This is a genomic window from Intestinibacillus massiliensis (assembly GCF_900155735.1).
Classification (GTDB): domain Bacteria; phylum Bacillota; class Clostridia; order Oscillospirales; family Butyricicoccaceae; genus Intestinibacillus; species Intestinibacillus massiliensis.
In genome coordinates this window covers 40,376-60,245 of sequence record NZ_LT707056.1, presented here as the reverse complement: position 1 = coordinate 60,245, position 19,870 = coordinate 40,376, and the positions used below count along the sequence as shown (strand labels likewise).

Below are 19,870 nucleotides of genomic sequence, written 5' to 3'. Positions count from 1 at the left end.
GGCCGGGACGGTGTATGAGGTGACGGCCTACGCGCCGTTCCGCGGGGAGTACGCGGAACAGGGCGTCTCCGTCGCGGTGGAGGTGCTCGACAATTACGGCAAGGCGTATGCCGGGCATGTCGAATTCCCGGACGGGGACGGATAAAAAGGAAGCCCGCAGGCAATCGCCTGCGGGCTTCCTTTTTGCCTATGGGAGCGGGAGCTCGGTATCCCCCATCGTGATGCGTCCGATCCCGCCGGGGTCGACCAGCCGCCGGTACGAGAGCTTGAAGGGCATGACGCCCTAAAGCCGGCGGCCGCCGGGCGCCTTCCTATCAGGGAAACAACGCAGGGGGGCGGAACCTGTTACGGCGGCGCAAAAAACCTGTAAAAAAGGGGCGGCCGTGAAGCCGCCCCCAAAAGGGTGCCGGGAAAGCCGGCATTATACCGGCTGGTTGAGGTCGCTCAGGAAGCCGTAGGCGTCGAGCAGGTTTTTGAGGTGGAAATTGAGCACCGTCACGTCCGCCTCCTCGCATTTGCCCGCCTCATATACGTTTTCAGGGATGGACAGCCCGAGCGCGGCCAGCCGCGCGCAGTTTTCCGGGCTGGGCGGGGGCGAGGAATCCATGTTGCACAGGGCGGAAAGCTCGTCCGTCATCTTGGACAGGAGCTGCTGGCAGCCGCGCAGGTAGGCTGCGTCGTCCCGCCGCGCCTCGCGCTGCGCACGGCGGTGGGACAGGGACGGGGGCGGCTGCTTTTCGAATACGGACAGTTCGCCGTCCAGCGTGCGCAGCTTCTGGTGCAGCGCGCCGAGGTCGGGGTACTGGCGGCGCAGCACGCGCGTGTCGAGGTAGCCGGGGAAAAGCTGCTGGATATGCGTCAGCATATTGGAGATGCGCGCGCGGTTGTTATAGGGCTTGATGCCGACATTGACCGCCAGCGCCGTCACCAGGCCGACCGAGGTGTCCAGCAGGCGGTTCACGCCGTACAGCAGGTAGTCGCTCTCCGGGTCCATCATGCAGACCGAGACGAACACGATGCAGGACAGCGGGACCGCGAAGTCAAGTTTGAGCGCGTTGCAGCATAAAATAACGAGTATGATCCCCACGCCGACCAGGAAAAACTTGAAATCCGGGAACACCGCCAGGAACAGGCAGGCGATGCCCACGCCGCAGGTGATGCCGGCGAGCTGGGTCAGGCAGGCGCGCACCGCGTCCTTGAGCGTGCGGCTCATGGCGACGATCGCGCCGATGCCCGCGAAAATGGGCGCCGGGCTGCCGCGCAGCGTGACGAAAAACAGGGCGAGGGCGACCGCAAGGCCGGTCTTGACGGTGCGCAGCCCGAGATGGCGCCGCAGCATGGGCGACCACTCCTTTCGGGGGTAAAAATCCAACATTTTTAAGTATACCATAGATTCCCTGCCCGTCAAGTTGCCGCGGGTGCGCGGGGTGTGGTACAATAGGGGAAACGGGACACACGGCGGGAGGAATTTTACGATGAAAACCTATAAAATGGGCGTGCTCGGCGCGGGCAACATGGGCACCGCCATCGCTGAAGGCGCGGTGCGCGCGGGGATGATGCAGGCGGACGAAATCCTGATGTTCAACCGCACCGCGGAAAAGCGGGCGGAAAAGGCGGCGCGCGGCTTTGCCGTGACAGATGCGTACCAGGACGTGTACACGGGCTGCGAGTGGGTCGTCCTGGGCGTCAAGCCGCAGAACTTCGACGAGATATTGCCGGCGCTTGCGGCGGCGGGCGCGGACCCNGCCGTCTGCACGGTATGGCTTGTGCGGCTGCAGGCGCAGGTAGACGGCCTGCCCGCCGGGCAGACCGTGGTCACGGTGCCGCAGGGGGCGCCGTCCGAACCGCCCGCCCTGCTCGAATACCAGGTCGGGCGGGAATACGAGCCGGGGACGGATACCGTCCGGCTGTCCCTGCGCGCCGTGCCGCGCGTGCGCGCCGAAAGCGAGACCGCGGTGTTCACGGTCAAGGGCGCGGATGCGCCATACGAGGCCGAAGCCGTCTGGGAGGGCGGCGCGTATACCGCGTCGCTTTCCGTCCCCGTGCAGGACGGCCTGTGGCCGTACCTGCTGCTGACAAAGGACGGCGAGACGCGCACCGAGCCGGTCGGCACCCNGGCGACGATCGCGCCGATGCCCGCGAAAATGGGCGCCGGGCTGCCGCGCAGCGTGACGAAAAACAGGGCGAGGGCGACCGCAAGGCCGGTCTTGACGGTGCGCAGCCCGAGATGGCGCCGCAGCATGGGCGACCACTCCTTTCGGGGGTAAAAATCCAACATTTTTAAGTATACCATAGATTCCCTGCCCGTCAAGTTGCCGCGGGTGCGCGGGGTGTGGTACAATAGGGGAAACGGGACACACGGCGGGAGGAATTTTACGATGAAAACCTATAAAATGGGCGTGCTCGGCGCGGGCAACATGGGCACCGCCATCGCTGAAGGCGCGGTGCGCGCGGGGATGATGCAGGCGGACGAAATCCTGATGTTCAACCGCACCGCGGAAAAGCGGGCGGAAAAGGCGGCGCGCGGCTTTGCCGTGACAGATGCGTACCAGGACGTGTACACGGGCTGCGAGTGGGTCGTCCTGGGCGTCAAGCCGCAGAACTTCGACGAGATATTGCCGGCGCTTGCGGCGGCGGGCGCGGACCCCAAGCCGCTCGTCATTTCCATCGCCGCGGGCGTGACCTTCGGCAAGATCGGGCGCGCGCTCGGCGCGGATTGCCCGATCGTGCGCGTCATGCCCAATACGCCGCTGATGCTGGGCTGCGGCGCGTCCGCGCTCGTCAAGAACGGCGCGGCGACGGCGGCGCAGCTGGAGGCGGTCACGGCGCTGTTCGGCGCGATGGGCACCACCGCCGTGTTTGACCGCGAGGAGATGCTCAACGAGGTCATCCCCTATAACGGCAGCCTGCCCGCCTTCGCCTACCAGTTCATCGAGGCGTTCGCGCGCTCGGCGGAAACGCACGGCATCGCCCGCGCAGACGCGCTCGCGCTCATCTGCCAGACATTGGCCGGCTCGGCCAAAATGGTGATGCAGGGGGACAAGTCCCCGCAGGAGCTGATCGCCGCGGTCTGCTCGCCCGGCGGCACCACGATCGAGGGCGTGCGCGTATTCGAGGCGCGCGGGCTGGACGCGATCGTCGCGGAGGCCAGCGACAAGGCAATTGCGCGCGCCTATGAGCTCGGGAAATAACTGCCTTTTTCAAGGGATTATGTCTATTTTCGAAACGGGAAATGAAATTTTATGAACGGCAATTGACAGCCCGCGCAGGCTGTGATACAGTTTAGGTATTAAAACTTTTGTGTAACGCCATTTCACATAATGAGGTGAAAAGATATGAAAAATGAAGTAAAAAATGCTAAAAGGGGCTTTGGCCTGGGATTCCTCCTGGCGGGCGCCGCGGTCGGCGCGGGCGCGACGCTGCTCGCGCTCTTTAAGCACCAGAAGCGCGAGCAGGTCTACCACGAGGCCGAGATCAAGGCCATGAACGAGCTGGACGACCTCATGGCGGAGAATGAAAGCGCCTGCGCTTCCTGCGACTGCCTGGACGATTGCGCCGCCCAGGGCGGCGACTGCTGCGACGGGCAGATCTCCATTTCCGAGGAGCCGCCGGAGGGCTTCCCCGAAGGGCAGGACGCCCCGGAAGCGGAAGCGGCGGAGGAAGAAGCCCCGGAAACGGACGAGGAACAGGAATAACAAGGGACATGCGGGGCGGGACAGGGTTCCGCCCTGTTTTGTCATTTCAGGAACGGAGGAAAGACCAATGGTTTACTACGAAGGCCGCGTTTTCCGGCCCCCAAGCGAAGCTTACAGCCTGATTGTGCAGGTGACGATTGGCTGCAGCCATAATAAGTGCACCTTCTGTGATATGTACAAGGAAAAGCGCTTCCGCGTGCGCCCGATCGAGGAGGTCAAGGCCGATTTCGACGAGGCGCGCCGCATGTACAAGCAGATCGACCGCATCTTCCTCGCGGACGGCGACGCGCTGATGTGCCGCCCAGAGCATATGGCGGAAATCCTGCGTTATATCCGGGAGGTCATCCCGGAGTGCGAGCGGGTCACGAGCTATGGCTCGCCTGCGTCCATCCTGTGCAAAAAGCAGGAAGACCTCGATGAGCTGCACCGGCTCGGCCTGGAAATGATCTATCTCGGCGTGGAGTCCGGCTCGGATGAGGTGCTGCGCCGCGTCAACAAGGGCGAGACCGCGGACGAGATCGTGCGCGCCGGCCTGATGGTCAAGGAAGCGGGCATGAAGCTGTCCGTCACGGCGATCGCCGGGCTGGGCGGCGACGAGCTGTCCGAGGAGCATGCGGTCAAGACCGCCGAGGTGCTCTCGCGCATGAAGCCGCACTATATCGGCCTGCTGACGCTGCTCTTCGAGCAGGAAACGCCGCTGATGCGCGACTGGCAGGAGGGGCGGTTCCACCTGCTCAGCCCCATGGAGATCGCCGCGGAAACCCTCACCCTGCTCGAGCATATCGACTGCGAGGGCAGCGTGTTCCGCGCCAACCACGCCTCGAACTACGTCAACCTGGCCGGCACGCTCAACCGCGACCGGGAAGCCATGATTGCCCGCCTGCGCCAGGCGCTGGACGGCAAGATCAAATTCCGCAGCGAAGCCTTTCGTGCAAGATAGCCAATTTCAACAAAATCTCCACTTCCAATTGTATACCCTTCACTATTTTGGTGACAGAACGGTGTTTTTTGCAAAAAAAATGGCACGACCTTAAATATTGTGCTATAATGGCTGTAGTTCTTTTATTACGCGCGGTATGCGCGCAGGCGCCGGCGAGGAAGCCCCGGCGCAGATTGGAAGCGGAGTACGAAGCGGACCGCCGCACATCTTCCCGGATCGGGCGGGCCACGTTTTTCGGAGGAATTAGAATGGATTCAATCTCGCACACGAAAGTCGCGCGCACGTTGCTCGCCTATGTCGAGGAAACCTGCGGCGTGACTTTTGACCAGTCGGCTTTTCTCTATGGCAACCTCAAGCCCGACCTCAAGGGCGAATACCTCACCAAGCGGCATTACCCTTCGGTCATGTACGATGAAGTCATGGACAAAATCCGCGCCTTCACCGAAAAGCACTCGATCGGCCCGGTCAACGGGCGTGACGTCAGTGTGGACCTGGGCGAAATCTGCCATTATATGACCGATTTCTTCTCCTATCCCCACAACGACGATATTTACAACCATAACCTGCTCGCGCACTATATTTACGAGAAGCGCACCAGCCTGCGCATCGGCAAGCGGATCGACGACGAGAAGTTCGAGCGCTGGGTCAGCCCGGTGATCCCGCCCTTCACGCTGGACGCCCTGTTGCGCCGTATCGCGGACCTGCACGGGCAGTATAAGAACGAGACCGAGCGCCACTGCATCGCGAACGATGTCGTTTACATCTGCCGCGTGTGCACGATGGTTGTGCTTGCGGTGATCAATATCACCTACGTCTGCGAGCCGGCAAGCGAGACGGCGACCGCAACGGCGTAACCAAAACCGATAGGGAAGGCCACCTGCCTTGAGCAGGTGGCCTTTTTGCATGCCGGGAAAGTTTGTTTGCGGCGCAGCGCGCCGGAAGGGGGCGCAGGCCCTGCCTCAGGCTGGGCGGTACCAGCCGTACGCCGCGTCCGCGCGCAGGGGCAGGCTGCGGAAGATGGCGTCCGCCTGCAACTCGTACTCGCGCGGGTCCGCGGCTTTTTTCAGGCGCTTGCCCAGCTTCTCGCTGCCGTCAAACAGGAACAGCAGGTACGACCAGACCTCCTTCATCCGGAGCATGGCGTTATGGCGGCTGCCGAACAGCGTGCAGTAGCGCCCGTACAGGTTGTCATGGAAGGCGCGGAGCGTGGCGATATCCGCGCCGGGGCCGCCTTTCACGCGGCGCGCGAGCGCCGGGTCGGCGATCAGCCCGCGCCCGATCATCAGGGCGGATACGGCCGGATAGGCGGCCTGCGCCGCAAGGCAGTCCGCGCGCGTGACCAGGTCGCCGTTGTAGCAGACCGGGTTCGCGCTGCGTGCGAGCGCGGCGGCAAAACATTCCCGCCGGGGCGCGCCGCGGTACAGGTCCTTCTGTACGCGCGGGTGGATGGTCAGCTCGGAGACCGGGTAGCGGTTATAGATCTCGAGCAGGCGGCCAAATTCCGCCGGGTCGCGGACGCCCAGGCGCGTCTTGATGGAGACCGGGACGGATACCGCGGAAAAGACCGTGTCGAGGAAGCGGTCGAGGCCGTCCGGGTCGGCCAGGAAGCCCGCGCCCTTGCCCTTGGACACCACCGTGCCGGACGGGCAGCCGAGGTTCAGGTTGACCTCGTGATAGCCCAGCGCCGCCAGCGCGTTGGCCGCCCAGATGAAGTCCGCCGCGCGGCGGGTCAGGAGCTGCGGCACCACGGGGAGGCCTTCGTTGTTCGCGGGCGCAATCTCGCGGAGCTGGCGCGGCGTGAAGCGCGGCTGCTCGGTCGGCGTGAGGAAGGGCGTGAAATATTTGTCCACGCCGCCAAACCAGCGGTGGTGGACGCTGCGGAAGGCCGCGCCGGTCACGCCTTCCATGGGAGCGAAATAGTACTGCAAAGAGATTCCCCTTTTGGCGGCAAAAGGCCGCNCCCGGCGCGCCCGCGGTCATCAGGGTGAGCGGGATGGTCGTGAGCGTCTCGCCGCCGAGCGAGGCGGTCAGCGACGGGTGCGCCGCGTCGCCGGAGCAGGCGAGGGTCACGTCCGCCGCCTTCTTGTCCTTGGGCAGCAGCACGGCCTGCGCGCGCAGCGCGTCCACGTCGGTGTTTTCATACGTCTTTGCGGCCGCCTTGGCCTGCGCGTCCGTGGGCAGCTCGACGCGGTGCAGCTCGTTGAAGCCGTATTCAAACATCGCGGCCGTGTCGGCCAGGCAGTCGGCTTTCTGCGATTCGCCCATGACGACCGCGATCAGCGTCACGCCGCCGTGGCGCTTGACGGTGACCAGGGTCTGGTGCGCATTGGTCGTCCAGCCGTTTTTGCCGGCGATCACCTCGGGGTCGTACCACTTGGAGCTTTTGCGCAGCATGTTCTGCTTGGTGTAAAAGACGCGTTCTTCGTCCTGCTTGTTCGTGACGGGGATCGTGAAAGTCGACGCGCCCGCATATTCCGCAAAGGCGGGATACTGCACGGCGGCCGCGGTGATGCGCGCCATGTCGTGCGCGGTGACGTAATGCGCGGGGTCGTCGAGGCCGTGGGCGTTGGCGAAATGCGTGCCCGTGCAGCCCAGGGCGGCGGCCTTTTCGTTCATCATCGCTGCAAAGCCTTCCAGCGAGCCGCCGACGTACTCCGCCAGCACGTTAGCCGCGTCGTTGGCCGATTCGACGAGCAGCGCGCCCAGCATGTCCCGGATCGTGACGACCTCGCCCGTGTCCAGCGCGATATGGGTCGAGCCGCGCTCGATCGAGTGCACCGCGACTTCGCTGACCGTGGTGGCCGCCGTGAGGTCGGGGCAGTTTTCCAGGACGAGCAGGGCGGTCATGATTTTGGTGATGGAAGCCGGGGGGGCGGGCGATTCCGCGTTCTTGCCCAGCAGGAGCTGGCCGGTCTCCNTGCGGGTGCGGCGGGTGCGGCGTCCCCGGTGGCGTGGGCGCCGGACAAGCACAACAGGGCACAGAGAAACAGGCTCAGCAGCTTCTTATACATAGGAACTCCTTGCAGGTTTGGTGGTTTCAAACAACGGGGCGTCGGCCGTGCACGCCGGCAAAGTCGACACACAATAATATTATCATACACGAAAGTGTGGGGGTAATGCAACAGCAACCAAAAAAAGACATCTTTTTTTAGCGTATTTGACGGGAAAACCGCCCGCCGGACGCCGCCCGGCGTGTAAAAACGCACGGCAAACGGCGTGGGCGGGCTTTGCGCCGGGCGGCAGGATGTGGTATACTATAGGCACATTTGCAAAGGCTATGGAGGACGCAACGTGTGAAATGGGCGGTATGGTACCTGCTGGCGGTCAACGTGCTGGGCGCGCTGGCCGTCGTGCTCGATAAATGGAAGGCGAAGCGCGGCGCATGGCGCATCCCGGAGCGCACGCTGTTCGCCTTTTGCATCCTGGGCGGCTGCCCGGGCGTATACCTGGCGATGCGCGCAAAGCGGCACAAGACGCTGCACAAGCGCTTCATGTGGGGCATCCCCGCGATCTTTATTTTACAAATAGCAATTATTGCGACAATATATTACTTTTTGTTTAGGGGTAGGCACGGCATATGACAGAATTTTTGATTCGGCATTTTGTACGGGGGCATGACGAGACACAGAACCCCGCGGTACGCGAGCGGTACGGCGTGCTGTCCGGCGCGGTCGGCATCCTGTGCAACGCGTTCCTGTTTGCGCTCAAGCTGCTGATCGGCCTGGCGACGCACTCGATCTCCATCATGGCAGACGCGTTCAACAACCTGTCGGACGGCATGTCGTCGCTGATCTCGGTGGTCGGCTTCAAGGTCTCCGGCAAGGCGCCCGACTCCAAGCACCCCTTCGGCTACGGGCGCACGGAGTATATTGCCGGGCTTGCGGTCTCCTTCCTGATCCTGATGGTCGGCGTGGAGTTCCTCAAAAGCTCGGTTTCCCGCATCATTGCGCCCGAGCCAGTGCGCTTCAGCGGCGTGCTGCTCGCCATCCTGGCGGTGTCCATGCTGGTCAAGCTGTGGATGGGCGCGTTTAACCGCAAGCTCGGGCGGCGCATCCAGTCGCCCACGCTGCTCGCGGCCATGCAGGACAGCATCAACGACGTGGTCACGACCTCGGTCGTCATCCTGGGCATGCTGGCCTCCCGGTTCACCACCCTGCCGGTCGACGGGTATGTCGGCGTGCTGGTGGCGCTGTTCGTGCTGTGGTCGGGCGTGGGGATCGCGCGCGACACGCTCAGCCCGCTGCTTGGGCAGGCGGCCGACCCCGATATCGCGCACTCGATTGAGGAGGTTGTGCTCGGCATGGACGGCATCGTCGGCGTGCACGACCTGATCGTGCACAACTACGGCGCGGGGCGCTCGCTCGCGTCACTGCACGCCGAGGTGCCCGACAACGCCGATTTTGTGGCGATCCACGAGGTGGTGGACGAGGCCGAAAAGCTGGTCTGGCAAAAGACCGGCGTGTACCTCGTCATCCATATGGACCCGATCTCGCTCAACGATACGCGCGTCAACACCTTCCGGGAGCTGACGCAGGAGGTGCTGCAGGGGCTTGACAGCCGCCTGACCATGCACGATTTCCGCATCGTGGACGGCAAGCGCCACATCAACCTGGTGTTCGACGTGGTGGTGCCGTTCGATTATGGCGCCGAGGCGCGGGACAAGCTGCGCCGTGACATTGCGGCGGGGCTGCGCGCAAAAGAGCACCGCCTGAACCCGGTCATCACCTTTGACCACCAGATGTAACAGGAGGAACGGAAAATGCTGCTTGTTTATCATGGCCATATTTTGGACCCTTATACCGGGCTGGACGCGCCGCGCGACTTGGTGATCGGGGACGACGGGCGCATCCTCGCCATCGAGGAAGGGCTGACGCCCGCGCGCGCCGCGCAGATGTTCGGCGGGGAGGCCGAGGCCTTCGACGCGGCTGGGCTGATCGTCTCCCCCGGCCTGGTGGACGTGCACGTCCATTTCCGCGACCCCGGGCAGACCGACCGGGAGGATCTCTCGACCGGCGCGCGTGCGGCCGCCGCGGGCGGGTTTACGACGGTCGTCTGCATGGCGAACACCGCGCCCACCGTGGACAACGTGGATACCCTGCGGTATGTGCTGGACAAAGCCGCGAAGATCGGCACCGTCAACATCCTGCAGACGTGCGCCGTGACCCGGGGGCTGGGCGGCCGCGAGTTGACCGATTTCAAGACCCTGCTGGATGCGGGCGCGGCCGGCTTCACCGACGACGGCGTGAACCTGACGGACGCCGGCCTGTGCCGGGAAGCCATGGAGCGCGCCGCCGCCCTGGGCACGCTGCTCTCCTTCCACGAGGAGGATCGCACGCTGGTGCCCTCGCCCGGGGTCAACTACGGCTCCGCCGCCGCACGGCGCTTCGGCGTGGCCGGGGCGCGGCCGGAATCCGAGGAGTGCATGGTCGCGCGCGATATCGCGCTCGCGCTGCGCACGGGTGCGCGGGTCTCCTTCCAGCACATCAGCTCGGCAAACTCCGTGCGCCTGATCCGCATGGGCAAGGCGCTCGGCGCGAAAATCTACGCCGAGGCCACGCCGCACCACATCAGCCTGACCGAGGAGGCCGTGCTGGAGCATGGCACCTACGCCCGCATGAACCCGCCGCTGCGCCGCGAGGAGGACCGCCTCGCCCTGATCGGCGGCCTGTGCGACGGCACGGTCGACATGATCGCGACCGACCACGCGCCCCATACCGCGGCGGACAAGGCCAAGGATTTCGCGCACGCGCCCTCCGGCATCATTGGGCTGGAGACCGCGTTCTCCGTGTGCAATACCTACCTCGTGCGCGCGGGGCACCTGAACCGCATGGAACTGGTGCGCCGCATGAGCCAGAACCCCGCGCAGATTTACGGGCTGCACGGCAAGAGCATCGAGGTCGGCAACCGCGCGGAGCTCATGCTGGCCGACTGGGGCGCGGAAGTCAAATACACGGAGTATAAGTCGAAATCAAACAACTCCCCGTATACGAATATGCCGCTGTGGGGCGAAGTGCGCGCGACCGTCATGGGCAACCGGATTGTGATGGAATAAACTAGGAAACTGCATATTGGACAGGTTTGGCAGCGGGACGGTTGGATTTTAACCGTCCTTTTGCTTTACATCCGGGCGGAAACATGGTAGCCTGTAGAAAAAGATAAAGAAGGGATATGGATTGCACTACGAGGAAAAGAAGAAGGGCAGGTTCAAGCGCCGGGTGATCCTGGCGGCGGCCTTCCTCGCGCTTCTGGCGGTGGTGTTCACGGCGGGCGCGGTGTGGAGCCGCGGGAAGGCGCAGCCCAAGATCACGGGCGACCTGCTGTCGCAGCAGCTCGTATCGGTCAGCGAGCTGGCGACGGTCGAGTACCATTACACCAACATGGGCAAGTTTGAACACCAGGCCGATTTTTATGGCTGGAAGGTGCCGCTCACGCGCAAGAGCTTTATCGTCTCTTACGACGGCGTGATCAAGGCGGGCGTCGACGCTTCCGCGATCGGCGTGCAGGTGCGCGGGAAAAGCATACATATCACGCTGCCGGAGGCAAAGGTCCTGTCGCACGAGATCGCGGACGACAGCATCGAGATTTTTGACGAGACCAAAAACATCTTTAACCAGCTCGAAATCAGCGATTACACCGGCTTTACAGCCGACCAGAAGGGCAAGATCGAACAGCGCGCGCTGGAAAACGGCCTGCTTGCCGAGGCGCGCGCCCGCGCGGCGGGCGCGGTGCGCCAGCTCCTCATGCTGATGCCCGGCGTGGGCGGGGAATACGAATTGGTCGTCGAATAAGGGCGCAAAAAAAGGCGGTGGGGAAACCCACCGCCTTTTTTATGTATGCCGCTTACTGCGCCACGGAGTTCTTGTTCTTGACCGCGCCGACCGTGTACAGGATCGGGAGGACCAGGCCGATCAGGACGCTCAGGATATTGAAGGAACCGCCCGCGATGCCGACGATCGCGCTGATCACCTGGATGACGATCATGACGATGCCGCAGATAAAGCAGGTCTGCGCCTTCTCGGGCTTGTCGCAGTTCTTCACGCCCAGGATGCCGAAAATCAGGTCGAGCGCGCCGCCGATCAGGGCGATGACGCCGACGACCATGGCCAGGCCGCCGACCGCGCCTGCGGAAAGGCCGGCTTCCGCGAATGCATCGGCCCCCGCCGCTGCAATCATGCCGCCGCCCGCGAGCATCATAATGCCGCCAAGCAGGCCGAGTGCGCCGAAGATAATCAGCAGGATGCCGACAACCTTAAGCATAGTTTTGCCTTGTGCTACCATTTTTGTTTACCCCCTCATAAAAATGTAGTGGTTGTTGCGCATTTGCGCCTTGCAACGATATTATACGGCAGATGTGTAACCATGTCAAACAAACATTGGAAAATTTCCTAGTTTCTTGCCGGAATTTAAGAAAATATTAAATATTAAAGGTCGTGGCGGTATTTCCCCCAACGGCGCACGCCGCCGTAGGCCAGCACCATGGCGGCCGCGGAGAAGCCGAGCCATACCCAGATCGCGGCGACCCAGCCGAAACGCTCGGCCACATGCCCGATGCCGTAGGACGAGATCGCGCTGCCGACATAGGACGCGCAATTGAGCACGCCCGTGATGCTGGACACCTTGCCGATCGTGCCGAAATGCACGGGCATGAAATTCATGAACATCGTGTTCGAGCCGACCATGCAGGTGCTCGCCGCGGTCATGAGCAGCAGGGAGCCGACCGCGCTCGTGCCGCTCGCCGGGATCAGCAGGGCGAGGCACACGATGCAGGCCAGGAAGAAGCCCGCCGCGCCGCGCATTTCGTTGCGGATGCGGCGCGCCGCGAGCGCCTTGACGCCGAACACGCCGCCGATGTTGACGACCGGCAGGGCGATCGCCAGCGCGACGGACAGGGCGGTCGACAGGCCGAAGCGCTCGGTCATGAACGTGGGCACCCAGGACTGGATGCCGTCGCGCAGCAGGCCGCCGGTCAGGGAGCCGAAAATGGCGAACATTACGCCGGAGGCGAGCAGCACCTTCAGCAGGCTGCCAGAGGCCGCGGCCTCGGCGGCGTTCAGCGTGACGGTTTCGATGGGGCCGTGCTTTTCCGTCATGCGCTGGAAATAGTTCATGCGGTTCAGCCAAACGGCGGTGCACACCAGCATGGCCGCGCCCGACAGGATAAAGACCGCGCGCCAGTCCGCGAACTGCAGCAGCAGCGAGGCGGCCAGGTACATGAAGATCGTCGCGAGCGGGAAGGCGACCGCGGAATTTGCGCACGCGCCCTTGCGGTAGGCCGGCGGCATAAACTCCGCGAAGATGCGCGCCACCGGCGACCAGACGAAGGACTGGAACACGCCGTTTGCCATCCACAGGCCGAGCATCACCGGCAGCGTGCCCGCAAGCCCCATGCCGATATTGAGCGCGCCGGAGGCCGCCACGCCGACCGCGATCATCTTCTTGGGGTCGAGCTTATCCCCCAGGAAGCCGCTGAAAATCTGGCATACGCCGTAGGTGGCGAAAAGCGCGGTGCCGATCAGGCCGGCCTGGCTTTTGGTAAAGCCCTCCGTGGCGATCAGCTCGGCCATGACGGAAGAATAGCTCATGCGCCCGAACAGCGCGACGATATAGGTAATGATGCATAGGAAAAACAGGTGCGGCGCAAGCCGCTCCGGGCAGACGCGCCGGGTGTAGGTTTCACTCATAATTCTTTTCCCCCATAAGTATTCCAAACGTTCTCATTATAGCACTGCGCGGCGGCGATGTTAAGCGCCAAACCCGCAGTACGCCCCCTCGGGGAAAAGATTGGTGAAAACGCGCAAATCCGGCCGGCAAAACCGCCCCGCCCTCGGTCAGAAAAGCGGAAGCCGGAAAAAATCCCCTGAAACCCTTGACAACCGGGGTTAGCCGTAGTAAACTTTAAACGTAAAAGGGGTTAGGAAAAGCTAACCCCGCTTTTCAGCCATATGGTTAGCAAGTCCTAACTGTAGTTTATAAAGGAGGATGCATGATGCCGCTGTCTATGGTGAAAACCGGCATGCCGGGAACGATTTATAAGATTAACGGCCGCGACCACACCCGCCGGTTCCTGGAGGGGCTGGGTTTTGTCGAAGGGGAGCGCGTCACGGTGGTCTCCGAGCTGGGCGGGAACCTGATCCTGCAGGTCAAGGACGCGCGCGTCGCGCTCGACCGCAGCATGGCCAACCGCATCTGGGTTGAGGACGCCGTAGGATAAAGGGGGGATTTACATGCAGACATTACGGGATACCAAGTGCGGCCAGACCGTGACCGTGCGCCGTCTCAACGGCACGGGCGCCGTCCGCCGCCGGATCATGGATATGGGGCTGACCCGCGGGGTAGAGGTCCTTGTCCGCAAGGTCGCGCCGCTGGGCGACCCGGTCGAAGTCAATGTGCGCGGCTACGAGCTTTCGCTGCGCAAGGCCGACGCCGAGCTGATCGAAGTCGAATAATAAAAAAAGGCCGGCAACGGCCGATTTTTTGGCAGCGCGGTTAGCGTATGCTAATAACAGGAGGAATGACACCATGCCGATTACCATTGCCCTCGCGGGCAACCCGAACTGCGGCAAAACGACAATGTTTAACGACCTGACCGGCTCCAACCAGTATGTCGGCAACTGGCCGGGCGTTACAGTGGAAAAGAAGAGCGGCAAGCTGCGCGGCCATAAGGACGTGCGCCTCATGGACCTGCCGGGCGTTTACTCCCTCTCCCCGTATACGCTGGAAGAGGTCGTTTCGCGCAATTACCTGCTCGATCAGGACCCGGACGTGATCCTGAACCTGGTTGACGCTTCAAACATCGAGCGCAACCTGTACCTGACCACCCAGCTGCTGGAGGTCGGCGCGCCGGTCGTGATCGCCCTCAACATGATGGACGTGGTGCGCAAGAACGGCGACAGGATCGATACGGCAAAGCTGTCCCGCGCGCTCGGGTGCCCGGTCGTCGAGACCGCGGCCGTCAAGGGGCAAGGCTCGATGGAGGCCGCCGAAGCGGCGATACGCCAGGCGAAGCTGGAAGCCGCCGTGCCGCAGCACCGTTTTTCCGAACCGGTCGAGCAGGCGCTCGCCGCGATCGAAGCCATGGTTGCCGACGTCACGGACGAGGCGCACCGCCGCTGGTTTTCCATCAAGCTGTTCGAGCGCGACGCCAAGGTGCTCGAGCGCTTCCAGTTCGGCACGGATACCCGCGCCCGCCTGGAGGAAATCATCGTAACCTGCGAAGACGCGCTGGACGACGATGCGGAAAGCATCATCACCAACGGGCGCTACACGTATATTTCGGGCGTGGTGAAGGGATGCGTCGTCAAGAAGGCGGCGCGCGGCGCGCTGACCACCTCGGACAGGATCGACCGCATCGTGACGAACCGCTGGCTTGCGCTGCCAATCTTCGCGGCCGTCATGGCGCTGGTATACTATGTTTCGGTCACCACGATCGGCACGATTGTCACCGATTGGACGAACGATGTGCTGTTCGGCGAAATTATCCCGCCCGCGGCCGAGGGCTTCCTGGTAGCGGTCGGCTGCGCGCCGTGGCTGCAAAGCCTGATCCTCGACGGTATCATCGCGGGCGTGGGCGCGGTGCTCGGCTTTGTGCCGCAGATGCTCGTGCTGTTCCTGTTCCTCGCCGTGCTGGAGGACTGCGGCTATATGGCGCGCGTGGCGTTCATCATGGACCGCATCTTCCGCAAGTTCGGCCTTTCCGGCAAGTCCTTTATCCCGATGCTGATCGGCTCGGGCTGCGGCGTGCCGGCGGTCATGGCCTCGCGCACCATCGAGCAGGAGCGCGACCGCCGCATGACCATCATGACGACGACCTTCGTGCCCTGCGGCGCGAAGATGCCGATCATCGCGCTGTTCGCGGGCGCAATCTTCGGCGGCGCGGGCTGGGTGGCCTGGTCTGCGTACTTTATCGGGATCGGCGCGATCATCGTATCCGGTATCCTGCTCAAAAAGACCCGCATGTTCGCGGGCGACCCCGCGCCGTTCGTCATGGAACTGCCGCAGTACCATATCCCGACCGCCGGCAACGTGCTGCGCTCCATGTGGGAACGCGGCTGGTCCTTCATCAAGAAGGCCGGCACCGTGATCCTGCTGTCCACCATCGTGATCTGGTTCGCGCAGAGCTACGGCTTTGAAAACGGCGCGTTCGGCGCGGTGGAGGATATGGACAACAGCATCCTGGCGGCGCTCGGCAACGTGATCGCACCGGTTTTCGCACCGCTCGGCTGGGGCGACTGGAAGCCCGCCGTGGCGACGGTCACCGGCCTGGTGGCCAAGGAGAACGTGGTCGCGACCTTCGGCCAGCTGTTCCACTTCGCGGGCGAGCTTTCCGAGGACGGCGCGGAGATCTGGGGCACCCTGGCGGCAGCGTTCACCATGCTCTCGGCCTACTCCTTTATGGTATTCAACCTGCTGTGCGCGCCCTGCTTTGCGGCGATCGGCGCGATCAAGCGCGAGATGAACAGCGCAAAGTGGACGTGGTTCGCCATCGGCTATATGACGGTATTCGCGTATACCGTCTCCCTGATGATCTATCAGTTCGGCANGGCGCGGCCGCCGTGGCGGCGCTTGCGGCGTGCGCCCTGTTTGCGGCAAAGCGCGCGATATTCCGGTGGCTGCGGCGCAGCGCGCCGGATGGGGATGGGCGCGCCGATATGTGAAAAAGTAGATATAGCCAGAATGCTTTCGCATATTTTGGCAAATATGCCCTATTGTGCGCGCCCCCGCCGGTTGTGTATAATTATATGATACCGAAAGTTTCGCGATTTGGGCGATTGAAGAAAGACGGAGGAGGGCGCGCGAGTGAGACAGAGCAGAAGCGCTGTATTGGGCGAGCAGGTCTATGAGCACATCAAGGAAATGATCCTGCGGGGCGATATTTCAAGCGGAGAAAAGATCCCGGAGCAGAAAATTGTCGAACAGCTCGGCGTCAGCCGCACGCCGGTACGCGAAGCGGTGCGCCGCCTGGCGGGCGACGGCCTGATCGTTTTCACGCCCAACAAATCCGCCGAGGTCATCACGGTCGACGCGAAGTTCAAGCGCGACCTGGGCACGGTGCGCATCACAACCGATTGCCTGTCCGCCGTGCTGGCCATGCAGAACGGGTCGAACGCCGATTTTGAGGCGCTGCGCGTGCTGTCCGGCCAGTGCATCGAGGCGCAGCTCGCGGGCGATATCCACAGCCGCATCCGCTTTGACAGCGCCTTCCATATGAAGCTCGTCGAGATCAGCGGGAACACCCTGCTTGTTGAGATACAGAAGAACCTTTATGTCAAATCCCAGTTTGCGCAGACCCACACGCTGGTCAAAAAGAAGGAGACCGACCTGTGCGACGTGCGCCAGCATGAGGAGATCATCGACGCGCTGTTTGCGCGCGACGCGGGCCGCGTGCTCGCCGCGATCAAAAAGCACCTCGTCACCTTCTACGAGATCGAGGATACGGGCGTGCTGCTGCCGGACGACCTGTTCCGCGAGGTCGCGCGCTGAGGCGTATCAAGCGAAGCCATCGTATGCCGGTGGCTTTTTTCATATCCCGCAGGCATGCCGCCCGGCGTGCGCGCATAGGATAGGCTTTGCAGGCATTTAAAAACCGGACAGGCACAGGGGGCATGGAACTATGACAGTGGAACAGGTGGTCGCGGCGCGCGTTTCCCGGCGCAGTTATCTGCCGGACAAGCTGGACGGCGCGCAAAAGGCGCGCTTTGAAACGCTGGCGGCGCGTATGGCGGCGGCCGGCGTGCGCATCGGGCTGGCTGAGGACGGCGCGGCGGTGTTCGCGCGCTTCGGCAAGAGCTACGGCATGTTTTCCGGCGTGCACAGCTTCTTTGCGCTGATCGGCCGCACGGACGACCCGGCGGCGGGCGAAAAGCTCGGGTATTTCGGCGAACTCCTCGTGCTGGAGGCCTGCGCCATGGGGCTTGGCACCTGCTGGGTCGGCGGCACGTACGATGCGGCCGCCTGCCCGTGCGCCCCCGGCGCGGGGGAAAAGCTGTCCTGCATCGTCACGGTCGGCCGGTGCGCGCAAAAGCGCGGCGTCAAGGAAGCGCTGGTCTACCGCTTCGCGCACCGCGGCACGAAGGACCTCGAGGAACTTTTCACCTCGGAAACGCCCGTGCCCGCCTGGTTCCTCGAGGGGATGCAGGCCGTGCGGCGCGCGCCGTCGGCGCTCAACCGGCAGCCCGTGCAGTTCCGGTATGAGGAGGGGGCGGTTTCCGCGTCGGTGCCCGACCTCGCGCAGCACCGCGACCTCGACCTCGGCATCGCCAAGGCGCATTTTGCGCTCGTGGCCGGCGGCCGGTGGGAATGGGGCAACGGCGGCCGCTTCGAAAAGCAGGCGCGCGGGCATTACGGCCTCCAGGCGCCGGATGCGGTGGACGCGCTGCTGGACATGCAGCTGGCGGCCGCGGCCAAGGCATAAAACAAGGCATAAAAGACCCGCCGCGCCCCTTGGGGGCGCGGCGGGCCTTTTTTTATTCCTGGAAGGCCGCGCGGAGCACCTGCCCGGCGACCTCGCCCGCGACGGCGTTGCCGCCGCCGCCGTTTTCGACCATGACCACGAAGGCGTAAGGGTGGCTGGGGTCGCGCGAAAAGCCGGCGAACCAGGCGTTCGGGCGCTTGCCCCCGCCGACCTCGGCCGTGCCCGATTTGGCGCACAGCTCCATGCCGGGGAAGCGCTTTTCCCCGTAGTTGTTCACCACGTTGTCGCGCATCATGTCCGAAAGCTTCGCGGCGGTTGCCTCGTCCAGCATGCGCGCGCCGTGCTTTTTAAGGTACATGCTGGTCGGGATGCCGCCCGCCGTCGTCGTCTGGTAGACGAGCTGGGGCGTGGCCGGCACGCCGCCGCGCGCGATCGCGCCCATATAGGCCATAAAGTTGCACGGGTTCACCAAGTCGTTGTGCTGGCCGATGCCCGCCCAGGCCAGGTTGCCGGGGTCGCCCGTCGGGAAGGTGAAGCTGCCCTTTGCGGTCTGGATGCCGGAGACCGACAGGCTGGAGGTCAGCCCGGCCTTGTCGGCGTACTGCGCCATGACGTCCGGCCCGACCTCGGTCGCGAGCGCGCCGAACACGCAGTTGCACGAGACCGTGAGCGCCTTGCCGATCGTCATGGTGCCGTGGGCGGAGGGGCAGGTGATGACCTGACCGCCGGCCTCGAAGCGGCCGTCGCAGGTGAACTCGCGGCTGAACAGCGTGGGCACATGGTCAATCGCCGCGGCCAGCGTCACGGTTTTGAACACCGAGCCGGGCGTGAAGGTCGCGGAGAGGAAGCGGTTGAGGTACGCGCCCTCCCATTTCGCGGCGCTTTCGATCTCCTCGGCCGGGGGCGGGTTTGCCGGGTCGAAGGCCGGGGTGGACACCATGCACAGGATTTCGCCGGTCTCATAGTTGTACACNCCGAGGCGGCGGCCGACATCGTGCGCACCTGCTGGAAGCCCTTGCCCGAGGCGTCCTCCCAGGCGTGCCCCCAGGCCGCAAAACGGCTGGCGATATGGGGCTTGAGGCGCAGGAGCATCAGCCCGCCGATGCCGCAGCCCGAGCAGATGAGCGCGAGCGTCGCGAAATCGCCCGAACGCAGGTAGGCGATGACCAGGAAGGTCACGAACAGGATGAGCGCCGTGCCGAAGTCGTTCATCAGCGCAAGGCAGCCGCCGCAGGCGGCGGTGAGCACGATGAACAGCGTCAGGTTGCGGCGGTTGAACAGGCGCTCGAGCGTCGCCGCGCCCGCGAAGATGTAACAGATTTTGACCAGCTCAGAGGGCTGGAACGAAAAGCCGCCCAGGTAGATCCAGTTTTTCGCGCCGTGGATCTCGCGGCCGAACACCAGCGTAAAGGCGAGCAGGCCGACCGCCGCCGCAGCCATCAGCCAGCGCACCCGCTGGGCGCGCTGCAGGTCGCGCAGGAAGAAGCCGAGCACCAGGAAGATGCCCATGCCGAGCAGGATGGACAGGAACTGCTTGGGCATTTCCCCCGGCGCGCTCGACCCCGCCACGGCGAGCGAGAGCGTGCACAGGAAGAAGGCGATGGTCTCCATCTCGAAGCCGACCCGCCGGTAGGCGCGCATCAGGATGCAGTACAGCCAGCACACGAGGGTGAAGCCCAGGAAGGTGAGCGGGATGACGACCGGGGTTTCCCCGCCCTTCGTGATGATGAGCTGCAGCGCGGCCAGCACCTGGAACAGCGTCAGCAGGACGAGCGAGCCCCAGGGCGGCACGGGGCGGCCGGCCTGGCGGCGCTGCTCCACCTG

The 19,870-nt window shown here is 63.8% G+C and carries 17 protein-coding genes and 5 pseudogenes; 14 read left to right on the top strand and 8 right to left on the bottom strand.

Going from position 1 to position 19,870, the window contains the following annotated elements; translation table 11 throughout:
* Window positions 1–421: 421 nt before the first annotated feature.
* On the bottom strand, window positions 422–1,339 hold the full coding sequence (locus tag CZ203_RS05505) for an FUSC family protein (protein WP_159456381.1): 918 nt from the start codon (window positions 1,337–1,339) through the stop codon (window positions 422–424).
* Between the two features lie 136 nt (window positions 1,340–1,475).
* Here CZ203_RS05505 and CZ203_RS15460 point away from each other — a divergent pair.
* Window positions 1,476–1,718, top strand: a pseudogene (locus CZ203_RS15460) (pyrroline-5-carboxylate reductase family protein); the annotation flags it as partial.
* Between the two features lie 443 nt (window positions 1,719–2,161).
* On the opposite strand, the pseudogene CZ203_RS15455 reads toward CZ203_RS15460, so the two are convergent.
* Window positions 2,162–2,242: pseudogene (locus tag CZ203_RS15455) on the bottom strand (hypothetical protein); the annotation flags it as partial.
* A gap of 136 nt (window positions 2,243–2,378) precedes the next feature.
* Between CZ203_RS15455 and proC the strand changes: the two are divergent.
* The 4 genes from proC (at window position 2,379) to CZ203_RS05480 (ending at window position 5,489) form a co-directional block, all read left to right on the top strand.
* A complete protein-coding gene (proC, locus tag CZ203_RS05495) occupies window positions 2,379–3,191 on the top strand; it encodes a pyrroline-5-carboxylate reductase (RefSeq protein WP_087065152.1) in 813 nt (270 codons plus the stop codon).
* A 144-nt stretch (window positions 3,192–3,335) separates the two neighbouring features.
* Window positions 3,336–3,695 carry a hypothetical protein gene (locus CZ203_RS05490; protein WP_087065151.1) on the top strand — a complete coding sequence of 120 codons (360 nt, stop codon included), beginning with the start codon at window positions 3,336–3,338 and terminating at the stop codon, window positions 3,693–3,695.
* 67 nt (window positions 3,696–3,762) lie between these two features.
* The gene (locus tag CZ203_RS05485; RefSeq protein ID WP_087065150.1) at window positions 3,763–4,635 is read left to right on the top strand and encodes a radical SAM protein; all 873 of its coding nucleotides are present in this window, start codon (window positions 3,763–3,765) and stop codon (window positions 4,633–4,635) included.
* A gap of 248 nt (window positions 4,636–4,883) precedes the next feature.
* Complete coding sequence (locus tag CZ203_RS05480; RefSeq protein ID WP_159456380.1) at window positions 4,884–5,489, top strand: zinc dependent phospholipase C family protein; 606 nt, start codon at window positions 4,884–4,886, stop codon at window positions 5,487–5,489.
* A gap of 105 nt (window positions 5,490–5,594) precedes the next feature.
* Here CZ203_RS05480 and CZ203_RS05475 read toward each other — a convergent pair whose 3' ends face one another.
* Together CZ203_RS05475 and CZ203_RS15450 are read right to left on the bottom strand one after the other, a co-directional pair.
* A complete protein-coding gene (locus CZ203_RS05475; protein ID WP_235847466.1) occupies window positions 5,595–6,563 on the bottom strand; it encodes a tRNA dihydrouridine synthase in 969 nt (322 codons plus the stop codon).
* A gap of 385 nt (window positions 6,564–6,948) precedes the next feature.
* Window positions 6,949–7,605 (bottom strand): annotated as a pseudogene (locus CZ203_RS15450) (D-alanyl-D-alanine carboxypeptidase family protein); the annotation flags it as partial.
* Window positions 7,606–7,928: 323 nt separating this feature from the next.
* On the opposite strand from CZ203_RS15450, the gene CZ203_RS05465 reads away from it, so the two are divergent.
* The 4 genes from CZ203_RS05465 to CZ203_RS05450 all read left to right on the top strand — a co-directional run bounded on the left by CZ203_RS05465 (window position 7,929) and on the right by CZ203_RS05450 (window position 11,423).
* Window positions 7,929–8,216 (top strand): DUF1294 domain-containing protein, encoded by a 288-nt coding sequence (locus tag CZ203_RS05465; protein ID WP_087065147.1) that lies wholly within the window; start codon window positions 7,929–7,931, stop codon window positions 8,214–8,216.
* The gene (locus CZ203_RS05460) at window positions 8,213–9,379 is read left to right on the top strand and encodes a cation diffusion facilitator family transporter (protein ID WP_087065146.1); all 1,167 of its coding nucleotides are present in this window, start codon (window positions 8,213–8,215) and stop codon (window positions 9,377–9,379) included. The genes CZ203_RS05465 and CZ203_RS05460 overlap by 4 nt, the downstream gene beginning before the upstream one ends.
* Before the next feature lie 15 nt (window positions 9,380–9,394).
* On the top strand, window positions 9,395–10,687 hold the full coding sequence (locus CZ203_RS05455; protein WP_087065145.1) for a dihydroorotase: 1,293 nt from the start codon (window positions 9,395–9,397) through the stop codon (window positions 10,685–10,687).
* A 121-nt stretch (window positions 10,688–10,808) separates the two neighbouring features.
* Window positions 10,809–11,423: a DUF4230 domain-containing protein gene (locus tag CZ203_RS05450; RefSeq protein WP_200809437.1), complete on the top strand. Its 615-nt coding sequence runs from the start codon at window positions 10,809–10,811 to the stop codon at window positions 11,421–11,423.
* Between the two features lie 52 nt (window positions 11,424–11,475).
* On the opposite strand, the gene CZ203_RS05445 is transcribed toward CZ203_RS05450, so the two are convergent.
* On the bottom strand, window positions 11,476–11,913 hold the full coding sequence (locus CZ203_RS05445) for a hypothetical protein (protein ID WP_087065144.1): 438 nt from the start codon (window positions 11,911–11,913) through the stop codon (window positions 11,476–11,478).
* A gap of 143 nt (window positions 11,914–12,056) precedes the next feature.
* Window positions 12,057–13,316 carry an MFS transporter gene (locus tag CZ203_RS05440; protein ID WP_087065143.1) on the bottom strand — a complete coding sequence of 420 codons (1,260 nt, stop codon included), beginning with the start codon at window positions 13,314–13,316 and terminating at the stop codon, window positions 12,057–12,059.
* Window positions 13,317–13,621: 305 nt separating this feature from the next.
* On the opposite strand from CZ203_RS05440, the gene CZ203_RS05435 reads away from it, so the two are divergent.
* From CZ203_RS05435 to CZ203_RS05415, 5 genes and pseudogenes are all read left to right on the top strand, one after another.
* Window positions 13,622–13,846 carry a FeoA family protein gene (locus tag CZ203_RS05435; RefSeq protein WP_407927707.1) on the top strand — a complete coding sequence of 75 codons (225 nt, stop codon included), beginning with the start codon at window positions 13,622–13,624 and terminating at the stop codon, window positions 13,844–13,846.
* 13 nt (window positions 13,847–13,859) lie between these two features.
* Window positions 13,860–14,081, top strand: a complete 222-nt coding sequence (locus CZ203_RS05430; protein WP_087065141.1) for a FeoA family protein — start codon at window positions 13,860–13,862, stop codon at window positions 14,079–14,081.
* A gap of 73 nt (window positions 14,082–14,154) precedes the next feature.
* A pseudogene (feoB, locus tag CZ203_RS05425) lies at window positions 14,155–16,173 on the top strand (ferrous iron transport protein B); the annotation flags it as partial.
* Between the two features lie 258 nt (window positions 16,174–16,431).
* On the top strand, window positions 16,432–17,115 hold the full coding sequence (locus tag CZ203_RS05420; protein WP_143436141.1) for a GntR family transcriptional regulator: 684 nt from the start codon (window positions 16,432–16,434) through the stop codon (window positions 17,113–17,115).
* Between the two features lie 130 nt (window positions 17,116–17,245).
* A complete protein-coding gene (locus CZ203_RS05415; RefSeq protein WP_087065138.1) occupies window positions 17,246–18,046 on the top strand; it encodes a nitroreductase family protein in 801 nt (266 codons plus the stop codon).
* Window positions 18,047–18,098: 52 nt separating this feature from the next.
* On the opposite strand, the gene CZ203_RS05410 is transcribed toward CZ203_RS05415, so the two are convergent.
* Both CZ203_RS05410 and CZ203_RS15600 read right to left on the bottom strand, forming a co-directional pair.
* Window positions 18,099–18,986 (bottom strand): penicillin-binding transpeptidase domain-containing protein, encoded by an 888-nt coding sequence (locus CZ203_RS05410; RefSeq protein ID WP_087065137.1) that lies wholly within the window; start codon window positions 18,984–18,986, stop codon window positions 18,099–18,101.
* 53 nt (window positions 18,987–19,039) lie between these two features.
* Window positions 19,040–19,588: pseudogene (locus tag CZ203_RS15600) on the bottom strand (FtsW/RodA/SpoVE family cell cycle protein); the annotation flags it as partial.
* Between the last annotated feature and the right edge of the window lie 282 nt (window positions 19,589–19,870).